Source organism: Nocardioides sp. NPDC023903, assembly GCF_040639295.1.
GTDB lineage: Bacteria > Actinomycetota > Actinomycetes > Propionibacteriales > Nocardioidaceae > Nocardioides.
The window spans coordinates 62,406-77,720 of the sequence record NZ_JBEZZS010000012.1 but is presented as its reverse complement, the minus strand read 5'-3'; the positions used below and the strand labels follow the sequence as shown (position 1 = coordinate 77,720).

Annotated in this window: 14 protein-coding genes; 12 read left to right on the top strand and 2 right to left on the bottom strand. The window is 69.8% G+C overall.

Annotation, left to right across the window (positions count from 1 at the left end; translation table 11 throughout):
* Positions 1-111: 111 nt before the first annotated feature.
* The 5 genes from AB0F44_RS14895 (at position 112) to AB0F44_RS14875 (ending at position 5,570) form a co-directional block, all read left to right on the top strand.
* Positions 112-1,284 carry an ROK family transcriptional regulator gene (locus tag AB0F44_RS14895; protein WP_357356613.1) on the top strand — a complete coding sequence of 391 codons (1,173 nt, stop codon included), beginning with the start codon at positions 112-114 and terminating at the stop codon, positions 1,282-1,284.
* A gap of 23 nt (positions 1,285-1,307) precedes the next feature.
* Positions 1,308-2,399, top strand: coding sequence for an N-ethylmaleimide reductase (gene nemA, locus AB0F44_RS14890; protein WP_357356611.1), 1,092 nt, complete (start codon positions 1,308-1,310; stop codon positions 2,397-2,399).
* Positions 2,400-2,462: 63 nt separating this feature from the next.
* Complete coding sequence (locus AB0F44_RS14885; protein ID WP_357356610.1) at positions 2,463-4,880, top strand: GH92 family glycosyl hydrolase; 2,418 nt, start codon at positions 2,463-2,465, stop codon at positions 4,878-4,880.
* 43 nt (positions 4,881-4,923) lie between these two features.
* Complete coding sequence (locus tag AB0F44_RS14880; protein WP_357356608.1) at positions 4,924-5,172, top strand: hypothetical protein; 249 nt, start codon at positions 4,924-4,926, stop codon at positions 5,170-5,172.
* On the top strand, positions 5,169-5,570 hold the full coding sequence (locus AB0F44_RS14875) for a type II toxin-antitoxin system VapC family toxin (protein ID WP_357356606.1): 402 nt from the start codon (positions 5,169-5,171) through the stop codon (positions 5,568-5,570). The genes AB0F44_RS14880 and AB0F44_RS14875 overlap by 4 nt, the downstream gene beginning before the upstream one ends.
* Positions 5,571-5,575: 5 nt before the next feature.
* Here AB0F44_RS14875 and AB0F44_RS14870 read toward each other — a convergent pair whose 3' ends face one another.
* Positions 5,576-6,757, bottom strand: coding sequence for a damage-control phosphatase ARMT1 family protein (locus tag AB0F44_RS14870; protein WP_357356604.1), 1,182 nt, complete (start codon positions 6,755-6,757; stop codon positions 5,576-5,578).
* An 86-nt stretch (positions 6,758-6,843) separates the two neighbouring features.
* Here AB0F44_RS14870 and AB0F44_RS14865 point away from each other — a divergent pair, with 86 nt between their 5' ends.
* The 7 genes from AB0F44_RS14865 (at position 6,844) to AB0F44_RS14835 (ending at position 14,306) form a co-directional block, all read left to right on the top strand.
* On the top strand, positions 6,844-8,313 hold the full coding sequence (locus AB0F44_RS14865; RefSeq protein ID WP_357356746.1) for an NCS2 family permease: 1,470 nt from the start codon (positions 6,844-6,846) through the stop codon (positions 8,311-8,313).
* Complete coding sequence (locus tag AB0F44_RS14860; protein WP_357356602.1) at positions 8,313-8,993, top strand: GntR family transcriptional regulator; 681 nt, start codon at positions 8,313-8,315, stop codon at positions 8,991-8,993. The genes AB0F44_RS14865 and AB0F44_RS14860 overlap by 1 nt, the downstream gene beginning before the upstream one ends.
* Positions 8,994-9,071: 78 nt before the next feature.
* Positions 9,072-9,845, top strand: a complete 774-nt coding sequence (locus tag AB0F44_RS14855; protein ID WP_357356600.1) for an ABC transporter ATP-binding protein — start codon at positions 9,072-9,074, stop codon at positions 9,843-9,845.
* Entirely contained in the window at positions 9,842-10,696 is an 855-nt protein-coding gene (locus AB0F44_RS14850; RefSeq protein ID WP_357356598.1) for an ABC transporter permease, read from the top strand. The genes AB0F44_RS14855 and AB0F44_RS14850 overlap by 4 nt, the downstream gene beginning before the upstream one ends.
* 24 nt (positions 10,697-10,720) lie before the next feature.
* Positions 10,721-11,854, top strand: coding sequence for a hypothetical protein (locus tag AB0F44_RS14845; protein ID WP_357356596.1), 1,134 nt, complete (start codon positions 10,721-10,723; stop codon positions 11,852-11,854).
* Positions 11,851-13,107 (top strand): amidohydrolase family protein, encoded by a 1,257-nt coding sequence (locus AB0F44_RS14840; protein WP_357356594.1) that lies wholly within the window; start codon positions 11,851-11,853, stop codon positions 13,105-13,107. Before AB0F44_RS14845 ends, AB0F44_RS14840 begins: the two co-directional genes overlap by 4 nt.
* Complete coding sequence (locus AB0F44_RS14835; RefSeq protein ID WP_357356592.1) at positions 13,104-14,306, top strand: amidohydrolase; 1,203 nt, start codon at positions 13,104-13,106, stop codon at positions 14,304-14,306. Before AB0F44_RS14840 ends, AB0F44_RS14835 begins: the two co-directional genes overlap by 4 nt.
* Here AB0F44_RS14835 and AB0F44_RS14830 read toward each other — a convergent pair.
* Entirely contained in the window at positions 14,287-15,312 is a 1,026-nt protein-coding gene (locus tag AB0F44_RS14830) for an LLM class flavin-dependent oxidoreductase (RefSeq protein ID WP_357356590.1), read from the bottom strand. The two genes, AB0F44_RS14835 and AB0F44_RS14830, sit on opposite strands and share 20 nt — an antisense overlap.
* Positions 15,313-15,315 lie beyond the last annotated feature (3 nt).

Below are 15,315 nucleotides of genomic sequence, written 5' to 3'. Positions count from 1 at the left end.
CGCGTGCCGGGCAAACGTACGCCTCTCGGTTCTGTCCAGTCAACGCATAACGCAGGACGTTTTCAACCTGAGATCTGTCGCAAATCGACATAATCCCCTACAGTCACGCCCATGACCACTCCTGAGTCGCGGCTGCGCGTCGCCAACCGTTCCCAGGTTCTGGAACTGCTGGGACGGTCGGCGCCGGTCAGCCGCGCCGAGCTCGCCCAGCGCACCGGGCTGTCCCGCAGCACGGTGTCGAGCATCGTCCAGGAGCTGCTCGCCTCCGAGCAGATCGTCGAGACCACCGGCGCCGCGCTGGCCCGCGGCGGCGGGCGGCCGCCGTCGCTGCTCACCATCAGCGGCTCCCCCGGCACGCTCATCGGCGTCGACATCGGCCACCGCCACGTCCGGGTCGCGGTCGCCGATCTCGCCGCGAAGCCGCTCATCGACCACGAGATCCGGCTCGACGTCGACAACTCCGCGGTCGAGACCATCGACCGTGCCGCGGCCCTCGTGCGCGAGTGCCTGGCCGAGGTGGGCATCGACCCGAGGACCGACCGTGTCCTCGGCGTCGGCATGGGAATTCCCGGCCCCGTCGACCCGCACAGCGGCATCGTCGTCTCCCCCATCCTCGGGAACTGGATGGACCTGGCCCCGGGCGAGGAGCTCGCCCGCCGCATCGGCCTGCCCGTCCAGATCGAGAACGACGCCAACCTCGGCGCGCTCGCCGAGGTCGAGTACGGCGCCGCGCGCGACGTCGATGACGTCATCTACGTCAAGGCGTCCAGCGGCATCGGCGCCGGGCTGGTCCTCGCCGGCAAGCTCTACCGCGGGATCACCGGGATCGCCGGCGAGATCGGCCACGTACGTTTCGAGGACAACGGCCCGATCTGCCGCTGCGGCAACCGCGGCTGCCTGGAGAAGGCCTTCGGCGGGTCCCGGCTGGTCGAGCTGCTGCAGCCCGCCTATGACGAGACGCTCACCGTCGAGCGCCTGCTCGAGCTCGCCCAGGAGGGCGACATCCGGGTCAACCGGATCCTCGACGACGCCGGCCGCGCGGTCGGCCGGGTGCTGGCCGACCTCTGCAACCACCTCAACCCGGCGCTGATCGTGGTGGGCGACACGATGCGCCAGTCGGAGTCCTTCGTGCTCGGCATCAAGGACTCGATCGACCGCTTCACCCAGCCCGACACCGCCGCGGCCCTCGACGTCGTTCCCAGCGAGCTCGGCGACAACGCGGGCGTCATGGGGGCGCTGGTAATCGCCGGCTCGGCCGCTCCGGCCACGCCGGGAACAATATGAGCGACCGCTCAGTTAGGCGCGATGTGACTTCACTCTTCTCGCAGCTGAGCCTGGGTTCGACAACCCTCCCCAACCGCGTCCTGATGGCGCCACTGACCCGGATGCGTGCCAGCCGGCCAGGCGACGTACCCAACCCGTTGATGGCCGACTACTACCGGCAGCGCGCCTCGGCCGGGCTGATCATCTCCGAGGGCACCCAGATCTCGCCCCAGGGCAAGGGCTACATGGACACCCCGGGCATCTACTCGGCGGAGCAGGTCGAGGGGTGGCGGCACGTCAACGACATCGTCCACGAGGCCGGCGGCCGGATCGCGGCGCAACTGTGGCACACGGGCCGGGTCTCCCACGAGTCCTTCCACGACGGCGACCTCCCGGTCAGCGCCTCGGCGCTCCCCTACCGCAACCGCACGACCGTACGCGGCGAGGACGGCACCCCGATCCGGGTCAACTGCCCCACGCCCCGCGCCCTGGAGACCGCCGAGATCGCGGACCTGATCGAGGACTACCGCCGCGCCACCCGCAACGCCCGCGAGGCCGGCTTCGACCTCGTCGAGATCCACGCCGCCCACGGCTACCTGCTGCACCAGTTCTCCAGCGCGAGCAGCAACGAGCGCACCGACTCCTACGGCGGCTCGCTGGCCAACCGCGCCCGGCTCACCCTCGAGGTGCTCGACGCGGTCATCGCCGAGTGGGACGCCGAGCACGTCGCCATCCGGATCTCCCCGATCGGCTCGTTCAACGGCCTCGAGGACCCCGAAGGCGCCGAGATGGGGCTCTACCTGGCCGCCGAGATCAGCAAGCGCGGCATCGCGTTCCTGCACCTGTCCGAGCCCGACTGGGCCGGTGGCCCGGAGCTCACCGACGACTACCGCAAGCAGCTGCGCGCCGCCCACCCCGGCCCGATCGTGGCCGCCGGCTCCTACACCTCGGAGAAGGCCTCCCGCCTGCTCGAGGCCGACCTCATCGACGCCGCCGCGTTCGGACGTACGTTCATCGCCAACCCGGACCTGCCCCGGCGCCTGGCGGAGAGCCTTCCGCTCAACGAGCCCGACCTGTCGACCTTCTACGGCGGCGGCGAGGCCGGCTACACCGACTACCCCGAGTGGACCGCCTGAGTTCAACTCGCTCTCACCTGAACCCGCATGGCGAAGGACGTTCCTCTGGAATCGTTCTCCGCCATGCGGGTTCTTGCGACGTGTGCCTTGTCCCTCGCGCTGCTGGGCGGCGCGTTCACTCCGTTCTCGGCGGCCCGGGCCGCTGCGCCGCCCGCCGGTGATCCGGTGGCGCTCGTCGACCCGCTGATCGGGTCGTCGAACGGCGGCAACACCTACCCCGGAGCCGTACGTCCCTTCGGGATGCTCTCCTTCAGCCCGACCTCCACGGCGGGCGACCAGACCAACACCGCCGCGTCGAACGGCTACTCCTACGACACCACGCGGCTGCGCGGCTTCTCGCTGACCCACGTCAACGGCGCGGGCTGCCACCCCGGTGCCGCCGGGGACGTGCCGATCTTCCCGCACACCGGCGAGATGACCGGCTCGCCCACCGCGGACGTGACCGATGCGACGTACGCCTCGAACTTCAGCCACGCCGACGAGCTGGCCGAGCCGGGGCGCTACCGGCTGGGCCTGGCCAACGGCGCCGAGGTCGACACTGCGGTGACCACTCGGGCCTCGGTCAGCGACCTGACCTTCCCGGCCGACAAGCCGGCCAACCTGCTCTTCCGCACCTCCAACTCGCTCAACGGCAGCGAGACCGCGGTGACCCGGATCGACGAGGCGAAGCGGACCGTCAGCGGCTCGGTGCTCACCGGCGCCTTCTGCGGCCGGCGCGGCAACGGCGGCGGGAGCAACAAGCGCTCCTACTACCGCCTCTACTTCACCGCGCAGTTCGACCGCGGCTTCGCCGGCCACGGCACCTGGGTCAACGGCGAGCTCCAGCCGGGCAGCACCGAGGCGCGCGGCGGCGAGGGCTACGAGACCGGCGCTGCCCGCCAGGGGCAGGGCTCGGGCGGCTACGTCTCCTTCGACCCGAGCAACGACCAGAGCGTGCGGATGCGGATCGGGATCTCCTACACCAGCCAGTCGGCGGCCGAGGCCAACCTGGCCGCCGAGATCGGGCGGCGCGACACCGTCTCCTCTGTCGCCTCGGATGCCAAGGACGAATGGCGCCGGGCGCTCTCCTCGATCGAGGTCGCCGGCGGAACCGATGAGGAGCAGACCGCCTTCTACACCGGCCTCTACCACTCCTACCTGCAGCCCAACGTGATCTCTGACGTGGCCGGCACCTATTGGGGCAGCGACCAGGAGATCCACCGGATCGAGCGCGGCCAGCAGGCGCAGTACGGCAACTTCTCCGGCTGGGACCAGTACCGTGCCCACACCCAGCTGCTCGCGCTCCTGGAGCCACGGGTGGCCGGCGACTTCGCCCGCTCCCTGCACGCCTACTCGCGCCAGCACGGAGGCGTCTGGGACCGCTGGGTCCACCTCAGCGGCTGGACCCACGTGATGACCGGCGACCCCAGCGCACCCACGCTGGCCGGCTTCTACTCGCTCGGGGTGCGCAACTTCGACACGCAAGGCGCCTACGACTCGCTGGTCCGCCAGGCCACGGTCCCGCACCCCGACGGGCTGTCCAGCTATGGCTGCCCCGGGCAGTGCATCGGCCAGCGGCCGAACCTGGCCGAGTACCTCACCAAGGGGTACGCACCTCAGGACACCTGCCGCTGCTGGGGCGGAGCCGCGGAGACCCTCGAGGACGCCGTCGCCGACTACTCCCTCGCCGACTGGGGCCGCCGCCTCGGCGCCGACCGGGCCGAGACCGACTCGCTGATGGAGCGGGCCGGCTGGTGGCAGCACACCTTCAACCCGGCCGCGACGGCCACGGACGGCTACCAGCAGGCCCGCAACGCCGACGGGAGCTGGGTCTCCGGCTTCACCCCGTCGACCCAGACCGGCTTCGCGCAAGGCAGCAGCGCGACGTACACCTGGATGGTTCCGCACGACGTCGCCCGGCTGGCCGAGGCCGTCGGTGGGCGGGAGCGGGCGATCCAGCGGCTGGACGCGTTCTTCCACAAGGCCGACGGCTCCTGGCAGTACACCGGCGGCGACGCGCTGCGCTACGACCCGACCAACGAGCCCGGCATCCACGTCCCGTGGATGTACAACGCGCTCGGCGCTCCCTGGAAGACCCAGGAGACGGTGCGGGCGATGGCCGACCTCGCCTACGGCACCGGCCCGCGTGGCCTGCCCGGCAACGACGACCTCGGCACCATGTCCGCGTGGTACGTCTTCTCCGCGATGGGCATCTACCCGCAGGACCCCGCCCGCGCCGAGATGCTGCTCTCCAGCCCGGTCTTCGAGCGGGTGGTCATCCACCGCGGCAACGGCGTCGACATCACCATCGAGTCCCCCGGCGCCGGCGCCGAGAACATCTACGTCCAGTCGGTCACCCTCGACGGCGCGCCCCGCATACAGTCGTGGCTGCCCGAGTCGGTGATGAACCGCGGCGGCACCGTCCGGATCGACGTCGGCGCCGAGCCGAACCGGGGCTGGGGCACAGCGGACGCGGACCTGCCGATCTACCACACCAACTGACCGTGCACTTGATGCGAATTCATAATGCACTCATAATGAGTGCATGGCCTATCTGCAGATCCGCGACATCCCCGATGACGTACGCGACGTCCTCGCCCAGCGCGCGAAGGACCGTGGGCAGTCGCTGAACTCCTACCTTCGGGACGTCGTCCTCCGGGAGGCGTCGTTCGCCAACAACCAAGCCCTGATCGACCGCGTGATCGCCAGCAGGGGCGATTCTAAGTTCACCACCGAGGACGTGCTCGCCGCACGCGACACGGCTCGAGGCGCGCGCTCCCAAGGCGCCGCGTGATCGTCCCCGACGCTTCCGCAGTCACTCTTCTCTTCGCAGACCCCGACACCGACTCCCGGGTGAACGCGGCGACCAAGATCCTCGCCGACGACCCCGAATGGGTCGTCCCGGAGGTCTGGCGCACCGAGGTGCTCAGTATCTTTCGCGGACTCCTTCTGGGCGGCAAGGTCACCGACCTGGACGCCGAACAGGCGTTGCATTGGCTCCAGGCGATCACTGTGATCACCGCACCGACCGGCCCGTGCCTCACCCGAATGTGGGAACTGCGCAGCAACCTGTCGACCTACGACGCCAGCTACGTCGCAGTCGCCGAGTCACATGACCTCACCCTCGTCACCGCCGACGTACGCATCGCGAAAGCCGGTGTCGCGCGCTGCCCCGTGAGAACGATCAACTGACAGGTTCACGAGAGACGTGCCTGGATCACCGCGTGGGTCCCGTCGGTGCGCCAGCCAGGTTCATGCGCTTCCAGGAGCGCGAGGCGATCCTCCGGGATACCGACGGCCAGGTCGGACTTCAGTGTCCGCAGCGCCACCAGCGGCGCTGGGAAATACTTGACGAGGTCGGTGAAGCTCGAGGTGGGCGCCCAGTGCCGGTCGCCGACGAGGCGTCGATAGTTGAGGTCTCCCTTGATGATCACGAGTTTGGACTCTCTGATCTCATCGGTGAGGTCGCCGGGGATGTCGTGGAAGGTCAACGGACTGCACCAGAAGGCATGGGTCCGGACCTCGATCCGTCCATCCGTGATCGCTGCGCCGAGCCGGGCTGCCATGTCGGCCGTCGCCCCGGTGTGGCTGCTGAGGTGAGCAAGGATCGTGAGGAGGTCATGGACGGTGGCGTCGGATACGAAGTAGGGCCGTGGCTTCAGGTGCATGACCACGCGTCCTGCCCGGCGGGTGCTCAGAAGGCGGTCGATGAGAAGGAGGTCAGAGACGAGTTCGCGGCCGGCGTTGTCGGCGATCAGGTCCACCCTTCCCGGCTCACCCTCACCCAGATGGGCCCAGACCTGGCTCGAGTCGTCGACGATGAGTTCATCGACCTGCGCCGCATCGGCAGCAAGCGGCTTCGAGAGCCGGAACCCGAGGTCGGCTCGGTTGCCCCACAACGACGCGAGCAGAGCACTGTGCAGCCCGTCATCCTCTGGCGCGGAGAGGACTCTCGCAAGCTGGTCCAGGTCACGAACGAGGTCGGCCGAGCCGAGCTCGGCGTCCTTCTGTGGTTTGAACGGGTCGACCCCAGCCCAAGGAACATCGCGAAAGTAGTCGGTGGCCTGCAACAGAAGCCGATAGAAGTACGACTCCGCCCACAGGAACGGAACCTCGAGCCAGGTGCGACCCACGTACGGAGCTGTCCATGACTCCCACTCGGCTCGGTCCGCCGAGGGCTCGGTGAACGGTGGTACGACGCCCTGGATCACCTCATCAAGCCGGTCGAGGTTGCGCTGGACTGATGGTGGGTACGGGATGCCCGACCTCACCTTCGCGATCAACTCCGGGTGTCGACGGGTCAGCACGCCATGGGCGAAGGATCCGGGCTCCTCAGAGTCGATCTCCTCAGCGGTCGCGCTCTGGCCGATCCCCGCCATCAGGCTTCTTCCATTCGTGACTTCTTCCGTTCGTGATCAGCCTGTGCCCCTGGCGTCCTTCGGCCATGCACTCAGTATCTGCGAAGATGCGGGGCGTGAGCACCTCGACGCCATCACGCACCAACGCTCTTGACCGGTTCTTCCAGATCAGCGCCCGCGGCTCAACGGTCGGGCGCGAGGCCCGCGGTGGCGTGGTCACGTTCTTCACGATGGCCTACATCGTCGCGCTGAACCCGCTGATCCTCGGGTTCGCGGAGGACGTGAACGGCGACCTCCTCGGCGGCACCAGCGGCGACAACCTCGCTGCTATCGCGGCCGGAACCGCGCTGGTGGCGGGCGTGATGACGATCCTGATGGGCGTCGTCGCCAACTACCCGATGGCCCTGGCGACCGGGCTCGGGCTCAACGCGTTCGTGGCGTTCTCGATCGCCGGCCAGATGACCTGGGCCGACGCGATGGGACTGGTGGTGATCGAGGGTCTGGTGATCCTCGTACTGGTCCTGACCGGGTTCCGGGAGGCCGTCTTCCACGCCGTCCCGCGCGAGCTCAAGACCGCGATCTCGGTCGGTATCGGTCTGTTCATCGCGGTGATCGCCTTCGTCGACGCCGGGTTCGTACGCCGCATCCCCGACGCCGCGAACACCACCGTCCCGGTGCAGCTCGGCCCGACCGGGCAGCTCGCGGGCTGGCCGGTCCTGGTCTTCGTAATCGGTCTCGCCCTGGTGATCACCCTGTGGGTGCGCAAGGTGCGCGGCGCGATCCTGATCTCGATCGCGGCGACCACGGTGCTGGCCATCATCGTCGAGGCCATCGCGGACCTCGGCGCGAGCAGTGCCGAGAACCCGACCGGCTGGTCGCTCAACGTCCCGGCGATGCCGGACAAGATCGTCGACTGGCCGTCGTTCGCGACGCTGGGCGAGTTCAACCTGCTCGGCTCCTTCGAGAGCGTCGGCATCGTGACCGCGGTGCTGCTGATCTTCACGCTCATGCTCGCCGACTTCTTCGACACCATGGGCACGATGACCGCGATCGGCTCCGAGGCCGGGCTCCTGCGGAAGGACGGCACCCCGCCGCGTACGCGCTCGATCCTGGTCGTCGACTCGCTGGCCGCCGCGGCCGGCGGCGCCGGCGGTGTCTCGTCCAACACCTCCTACGTCGAGTCGGCCTCCGGTGTCGGCGAGGGCGCCCGCACCGGTCTGGCGGCGGTCGTCACCGGCGTGCTCTTCCTGCTCACCACCTTCCTGGCTCCGCTGGTCACGGTGATCCCGTCGGAGGCGGCGGTGCCTGCTTTGGTGCTGGTCGGCTTCCTGATGATGCAGCAGGTCAAGGACATCAACTGGGCCAACCCGGACATCGCCATCCCCGCGTTCCTGACGATCGCGCTGATGCCGTTCACCTACTCGATCTCGGTCGGCATCGGCGCCGGCTTCCTGGCGTACGTGCTCATCCAGGTCGTCCGCGGCAACGCCAAGAAGGTGCACCCGCTGATGTGGCTGGTCGCGGCCATGTTCGCCGTCTACTTCGCGATCCATCCGATCTCGAACTGGATCGGCTGATGAGCGAGCTCGCGCCGGATCCGGCCACCCGGCAGCCGTTGCGCGAGGTGGTCGCTCGCGACATCCGTCGCAAGATCATGGCCGGTGAGCTGGCTCCCGGCGACCGGCTGCGCGAGCAGGCGCTCGCCACGGAGTACGGCGTCTCCCGCGTCCCGGCGCGGGAGGCGCTGCACGTGCTGGCCCAGGAGGGGTTCGTCGACACCGTCCCGCGGCGCGGTGCGACGGTGGCGTTCCCCTCGGCACAGCGGACCCGGCAGCTCATGGTCATCCGGGAGAACCTCGAGGTCCTCGCGGCGGGCCTGGCGGCGCGGCGCCACGGTGGCGACCAGGGCGAGGAGCTCACCGAGGTGCTCGAGCTCGGCACCCGGGCGACCGCCACCGGCGACTATGCCGCGCTGCCGGAGCTGATCGCCCGGTTCCACGACGCCATCGGGATCGCCTCGGGCAACGACGAGCTCGCCAAGATGACCCGGTCGCTGCGGATGCAGGTGCGCTGGGTCTTCGAGATGCAGCTCGAGGAGCGCTCGGGCCAGTCCTGGAAGCACCACCAGGAGATCGCCGAGGCGGTCCTGGCCGGTGACCAGGAGCGGGCCGAGGCCTCGATGCGTGCCGATGTCACCCGTGACGCCGACCTGCTCGTCGACCTGCTGGTGGCTCGCGCGGAGCGCCAGCAACCCTGACCTCGGCTTGAACTCGGCGTAACCAGACCGGCCGTCGTCTGAAACGGGGACGAAACCGCGCCCTGTTTGTATACAAGAATGATCGAACGGTATACGGAGCCGCCCGTGCTGGTGGCCGGCAACAGCGTCACCAGGTCGTTCCCCAACGGCACCACCGCGCTCGCCGAGGCGAGCTTCGAGATCCGCGCCGGTGAGTTCGTCTCCTTCGTCGGGCCCTCGGGCTGCGGCAAGTCGACGATGCTCCGCATGGTCGCCGGCCTCGACCTGCCCACCAGCGGCAGCGTCGAGCGCGGCGACGGCGAGGTCGGCTACGTCTTCCAGGACGCGACGCTGCTGCCGTGGCGTACGGCCCTGGGCCATGTGGTCCTCCCGCTGCGGCTGGCCGGGACCAAGAGGGCGGAGGCCGAGGAGCGGGCACGCGCGGCGCTCGAGGTCGTCGGGCTGGCTGCGTACGCGGACCATAGGCCGGCTCAGCTCTCGGGCGGGATGCGGATGCGGGTCTCGATCGCTCGCTCGCTGGTCCAGCGGCCGGAGCTGTTCCTCTTCGACGAGCCGTTCGGCGCCCTCGACGAGATCACCCGCCAGGATCTCAACAGCCAGCTCGACACCCTGATGGCGACCGACCCGTTCACCGGGATCTTCGTGACCCACTCCGTCCCCGAGGCGGTCTTCCTCTCCGACCGGGTGCTGGTCTTCTCCTCCCAGCCGGGACGGATCGTCGCCGACCTCCGCATCGACCTGCCCCGGCCGCGGCCCGAAGGACTGCGCTTCAGCAGCGAGTACGCCGAGCTGTGCCGTCAGGTCTCCGACGCGCTCGCCGGCGCCCACGGCAGCACCGAGGAGGCGGCATGACCACGCTGGTCGAGACCAAGCCGGAGACCCGCGCGCTGACGACGGTCCCGTTCCTCCGCTTCGACCCGGGCCACGGCAGCCGGACCGTACGCTGGGTCGCCCCCGTCCTCACCCTGGTGGTCGTCCTCGGGGTGTGGACGCTGGTCAGCACCCAGCTCCTCTCCCCCACCCGCCAGTTCCTGCTGCCCTCTCCCTGGGAGGTGCTCGAGGCCGGCTTCCTGGAGCAGGCCGGCCGCACCGAGATCTTCACCGCGCTGTGGTCGACCACGAAGGTCGCCCTGGTCGGTCTGCTGCTGGCGATGGCGATCGGCGTCCTCTTCGCGATCGTGATGAGCCAGGCCCGCTGGGCGGAGGCGTCGTTCTACCCCTATGCCGTGATCCTGCAGACCATCCCGATCCTGGCGATGGTGCCGCTGCTCGGGTTCTGGTTCGGCTACGAGTTCACCTCGCGACTGGTCGTCTGCGTGCTGCACTCGCTGTTCCCGATCATCACCAACACGATGTTCGGCATCGCCTCGGTCGACGACAACCTGCACGACCAGTTCTCGCTCTTCCGTGCCTCGCGCTGGCAGCGCCTCATCCACCTGCAGCTGCCCGCCGCGCTCCCGGCGGCCCTCGCCGGCTTCCGGATCTCGGCCGGGATGGCGGTGGTCGGCTCGATCATCGCCGACTTCTTCTTCCGGCAGGGACAGCCCGGCATCGGCCGGCTGATCGACACCTACCGGCAGAGCCTCGACACCGACCTGATGATGGCCGCCCTGGCCGCCTCCTCGCTGGTCGGGATCACCCTCTTCCTGCTCTTCGGCGCCGTCCTGCGCGCCGTCGAGGCCCACCGTTCACCTCGCCGCTGACCCCCACCTTCTGGAGAGAACCCCATGACGTACGCCCGTTGGACCCGGATCACCGCAACCACCGCCCTCGCCGCGCTCGCGCTCACCGGATGCGGTGGCAGCGAAGAGGCGATCGGCGACCCCGACGCCCCGGAGGGATCGCTCGCCGCCGTCTGCCCGGCGACCGTGGTCATCCAGACCGACTGGTACGCCACCCCCGAGCGCTCCCCCGCCTACAACCTGATCGGGCCCGACGGCGAGATCGACGTCGACAAGGGCGCCTACATCGGCGAGATCGGTGACACCGGCGTCACCGCCGAGATCCGGCTCGGCGGGCCGTTCATCGGCGGCCAGCCGGTGACTGCGCAGATGTACACCGACGACACCATCGACCTCGGCGTGGTCGCCACCGACATCGCGATCCGCGACTACGAGAAGTTCCCCACCCGCGGCGTGTTCACGATGATGCAGAAGTCGCCGTTCATGGTGATGTTCGACCCGGCCAAGTTCCCCGAGGTGAAGACCTGGGACGACGTGAAAGCCACCGGCGCGCCGGTCCTGCACGCCCAGGGCGTCAGCTGGGTCGACTACCTGGTGCACGAGGGCCTCGTCGACGAGAAGCAGCTCGACGGCTCCTTCGACGGCAGCCCGAGCCGGTTCGTCGCCGACGACGGTGCGCTTTTCCAGCAGGGCTACGTCAGCAACGAGCCCTACCGCTGGGAGCACGACGTCGCCGAGTGGGCGAAGCCGACCGCCCACCTGATGCTCGATGACGCCGGCTACCAGGTCTACCAGCAGGCGTACGCGGTCCGGGCGGACGACGAGGAGACGCTGAGCCCGTGCCTGGAGGAGCTGGTGCCGCTGCTGCAGCAGTCGGAGATCGACTATCTCAAGGATCCGAAGCCGGTCAACGACACCCTGATCGAGATCGCCGACGCCATCAAGGACGGTCCCCCGATCACCCCGGGAGGCAACGAGAACTCGGTGAAGGTCCAGGTCGAGGCGGGGCTCGTCGCGAACGGCCCGGACGGCACCTACGGCAGCTTCGACGTCGCTCGCGTCGACAGCGTGATCGAGACGATGACCGCGGTGCTGAAGGACGGCGGCAAGGACGTCCCGGAGATCACCGGCGACGAGCTGGTCACCAACGACTACATCGACCCCGAGATCAAGCGTTGACCACTCCCATTGCTCGCATTCTCGGGGCCCGTACGTCCACCGGTCTGGTCGATCTCGGGATCGATGCCGGAGTCATCTCGACAAGCTCGATACACCGGATCTCGACGGTCTCCGGCCTGTCCCCCATCGGGCCGGAGACCGTCCTGGACGCCGCCGGGGCGGTCGTGATGCCCGCCTTCGTCGACGCCCACGTCCACCTCGACAAGGCCCACCTGCTCGGTGCCGGTGGGCTCGAGCCCACCGGCCCGGGCGTGGGTCCGGCGATCGCGCTGATGCAGGAGGTGCGGCGTACGCAGCCCGCGGGGATCGTCGAGGTCGGCGCCCGGCGAGGCGTGGAGTCGCTGGTGCGGCACGGGGTCGTGGCGGCGCGGGCGCACGTCGAGGTCGACGCCGACATCCGGCTCGACATGCTCGACCTGCACATCGCGCTACGCGAGGAGAACGCCGAGCGGATCGACCTGCAGCTCTCGGTCTTCCCCCAGAACGGGCTCACCCGCGAGGTGACCGCGCTGATGAGCGCCGCGCTGCGGCACGGCGGCGGTGTCGTCGGCGGCTGTCCGTACGTCGATGACGACCAGGAGGCCCACCTCGACACCGTCTTCGGCCTGGCCGAGCGGTTCGGGCTCCCCGTCGACCTGCATCTCGACTTCGACGACGACCCGGCCGGGTCGATGGTCGCGGCCGTCGCCGAGCGCACCCGCGCACTCGGCATGCAGGGGCAGGTCACCATCGGGCACGTCACCAAGCTGGCGGCGATGCCCGTGGACGAGCAGGAGGTGGCGTACGCCCTGATGGCGCAGGCCGGGATCTCGCTGGTCGTCATGCCGGCGACCGACCTCTACCTCGGCGGGGCCGGCGAGCCCGGCAGCCGCAGCCTGGCTCCGCTGGAGCGCGCCCACGCCGCCGGCGTGCGGGTCGCGGTCTCGAACAACAACCTGCACAACGCCTTCTCCCCCTACGGCAACGGCAACCTGCTCCAGGCCGCGTGGACCGCCGGGCTGACCCGGCAGCTGGTCGGCCCTGAGATGCTGGACCTGCTCGTCGCCTCGATCACCGACCACCCGGCCGGCATCCTCGGTCGGCCCCCGCACGGCACCACCGCGGGCGACGTCGCAGACCTGGTGATCCTCGACACCGAGGATCACCACCTCGTCCCGCTGCAGGTCCCATCCGTCTTGGCCTCGATCCGGGCGGGCGCGCTCGTGCACGAGCAACGAAGCATTCGTACGCAGACCATGGAGGTCACCTCATGACCGGCAGCAGGACACTTCGCAACGCCACCCTGACGGACGGCTCCCGGGTCGACGTCTCGGTGGCCGACGGAAGGATCTCGGCCGTCTCGCTCGCCTCCGGGTCGATGGCCGGCGCAGATCTGGACCTGGGCGGCGCACTCCTGCTGCCCGCTCTCGTCAACGGTCACGCCCATCTGGACAAGACTCTGGTCGGCTCCGGCTGGCAGCCGCACCGCCCCGGCACGACCGTCCGCGAGCGGGTCGCAGCCGAGCACACGCTGCGCGGCGAGGTCGGCGTGCCCGTGGTGGAGCGTGCCCGCGCGCTGGCGGAGCAGATGATCTCGTTCGGCACCGGGACGGTGCGTACGCATGTCGACATCGACCCCGACGTCGGCCTGGCCGGACTGGAGGCGGTGCTGGAGGTGCGCGAGGCGCTGCGTGACCGGCTGCGCATCGAGATCGTCGTCTTCCCGCAGAGCGGGATCACCACCTCGCCCGGCACCGAGAAGCTCCTCGACGAGGCGCTCGCCGCGGGTGCTGATCTCGTCGGCGGGCTCGACCCGGACGGCTTCGACGGCGACGCCGAGGCCCACCTCGACATCGTCTTCGGTCTCGCCGTCCGGCACGGCGCCGGCGTGGACATCCACCTCCACGACCTGGGCGCGAGCGCCGTACGCCAGTACGAGCTGATCGCCGCCCGTACCCGCGCCGAGGGACTGGGCGGGAAGGTGAACGTCAGCCACGCCTACGGCCTCGGCTCGATCCCCCTCGAGGAGGCCCGCCGGGTCGGTGGGCTCTTCGCCGAGGCGGGCATCTCGGTGCTGACCAACGGGCCGGCCGGGCCGATGCCGCCGGTGCTGGCGCTGCGAGAGGAGGGCACCACGGTGCTCGCCGGCTCGGACAACATCCGCGACGCCTGGTGGCCCTACGGCGACGGCGACATGCTCGCCATCGCGCGCCAGGTCGCCTACCAGTCCGGGTTCCGCACCGACGAGACCCTGACCGTCGCGCTCGACCTGGTCACCGACGCGGCCGCTCGGGCGCTCGGGCTGGAGGCGTACGGCATCGTCGTCGGGGCTCCGGCGGACCTGCTGGTCCTCGACGTGCACACCGCTGCCGCGGCCGTCGCCGCCAGCCCCACCTCGCGGACAGTCCTGCATGCCGGCGAGGTGGTGGCGACGCGTGTGGAGACCGTCGAGGTCAGCCCAGCATGTCCTTGACGAGCGGCACGACCTGGGTGCCGTAGAGCTCGATCGAGCCCATCAGGTCCTCGTGGCGCACCTGGCCCTGGTCGTACTTCAGGTCGAACCGGTCGACGCCGAGCACCTTGATGGTGCCGGCCAGCTTCCGGGCGACCGTCTCCGGCGAGCCTACGTAGAGGGACCCACCCTCGATCTCGCGCTCGAAGTCGCCGGGCGAGGGCGGCGGCCAGCCGCGCTCACGGCCGATCTGGGTACGCATCGCCAGCCAGCCCTCGTAGACCGTCTCGCGCGCCTGCTCGTCGGTCGCCGCGACGAACCCGGGCGAGTGGACGGCGACGCGCTGGCGCGGCACCCCGAACTCGTCCTGGGCGCGCTCGAAGAGGTCGATGTAGGGCGCGAACCGGTCGGCCGGACCGCCGATGATGGCCAGGAAGAGGCCGAAGCCGTGGCGGGCGGTGCGTACGACCGACTCCAGGCTCCCGCCGACGCCAACCCATGCGGTCAGGCCGTTCTCGGTGCGCGGGAAGACCTCTTGGTCGGTGAGCGCCGCGCGGGTGCGGCCCTCCCAGGTGACCTTCTCCTCCTTGAGCAGGGTGGCGAGCAGCTCGAGCCGCTCCTCGAAGAGCTCCTCGTAGTCGGCGAGGTCGAAGCCGAACAGCGGGAACGACTCGGTGAACGACCCACGCCCGGCGACGATCTCCGCGCGGCCCTGGGAGACCGCGTCGAGGGTGGCAAACCGCTCGAAGACCCGTACCGGGTCGTCGGAACTGAGCACGGTCACCGCGGAGCCGAGCCGCAGTCGCTCGGTGCGGGAGGCGACCGCGGCGAGCACCATCTCCGGGCTGGAGACGGCGAAGTCGCGGCGGTGGTGCTCCCCCACACCGAAGAAGTCGAGCCCGACCTGATCGGCGAGCACGCCCTCCTCGACGATGTTCCGGATCACCTGCGCGTGGTGCTGCGGCTTGCCCTCGGCGTCGCGGGTGACCCCGCCGAAGGTGTCCAGGCCGAACTCGATGTCAGTCACGAC

Coding starts and splice junctions, on each gene's coding strand:
- AB0F44_RS14895 (WP_357356613.1), top strand. CDS start 112: ATGACCACTCCTGAGTCGCGGCTGCGCGTCGCCAACCGTTCCCAGGTT.
- AB0F44_RS14885 (WP_357356610.1), top strand. CDS start 2,463: ATGCGGGTTCTTGCGACGTGTGCCTTGTCCCTCGCGCTGCTGGGCGGC.
- AB0F44_RS14880 (WP_357356608.1), top strand. CDS start 4,924: ATGGCCTATCTGCAGATCCGCGACATCCCCGATGACGTACGCGACGTC.
- AB0F44_RS14870 (WP_357356604.1), bottom strand. CDS start 6,757: ATGGCGGGGATCGGCCAGAGCGCGACCGCTGAGGAGATCGACTCTGAG.
- AB0F44_RS14865 (WP_357356746.1), top strand. CDS start 6,844: ATGCGGGGCGTGAGCACCTCGACGCCATCACGCACCAACGCTCTTGAC.
- AB0F44_RS14860 (WP_357356602.1), top strand. CDS start 8,313: ATGAGCGAGCTCGCGCCGGATCCGGCCACCCGGCAGCCGTTGCGCGAG.
- AB0F44_RS14855 (WP_357356600.1), top strand. CDS start 9,072: ATGATCGAACGGTATACGGAGCCGCCCGTGCTGGTGGCCGGCAACAGC.
- AB0F44_RS14850 (WP_357356598.1), top strand. CDS start 9,842: ATGACCACGCTGGTCGAGACCAAGCCGGAGACCCGCGCGCTGACGACG.
- AB0F44_RS14845 (WP_357356596.1), top strand. CDS start 10,721: ATGACGTACGCCCGTTGGACCCGGATCACCGCAACCACCGCCCTCGCC.
- AB0F44_RS14835 (WP_357356592.1), top strand. CDS start 13,104: ATGACCGGCAGCAGGACACTTCGCAACGCCACCCTGACGGACGGCTCC.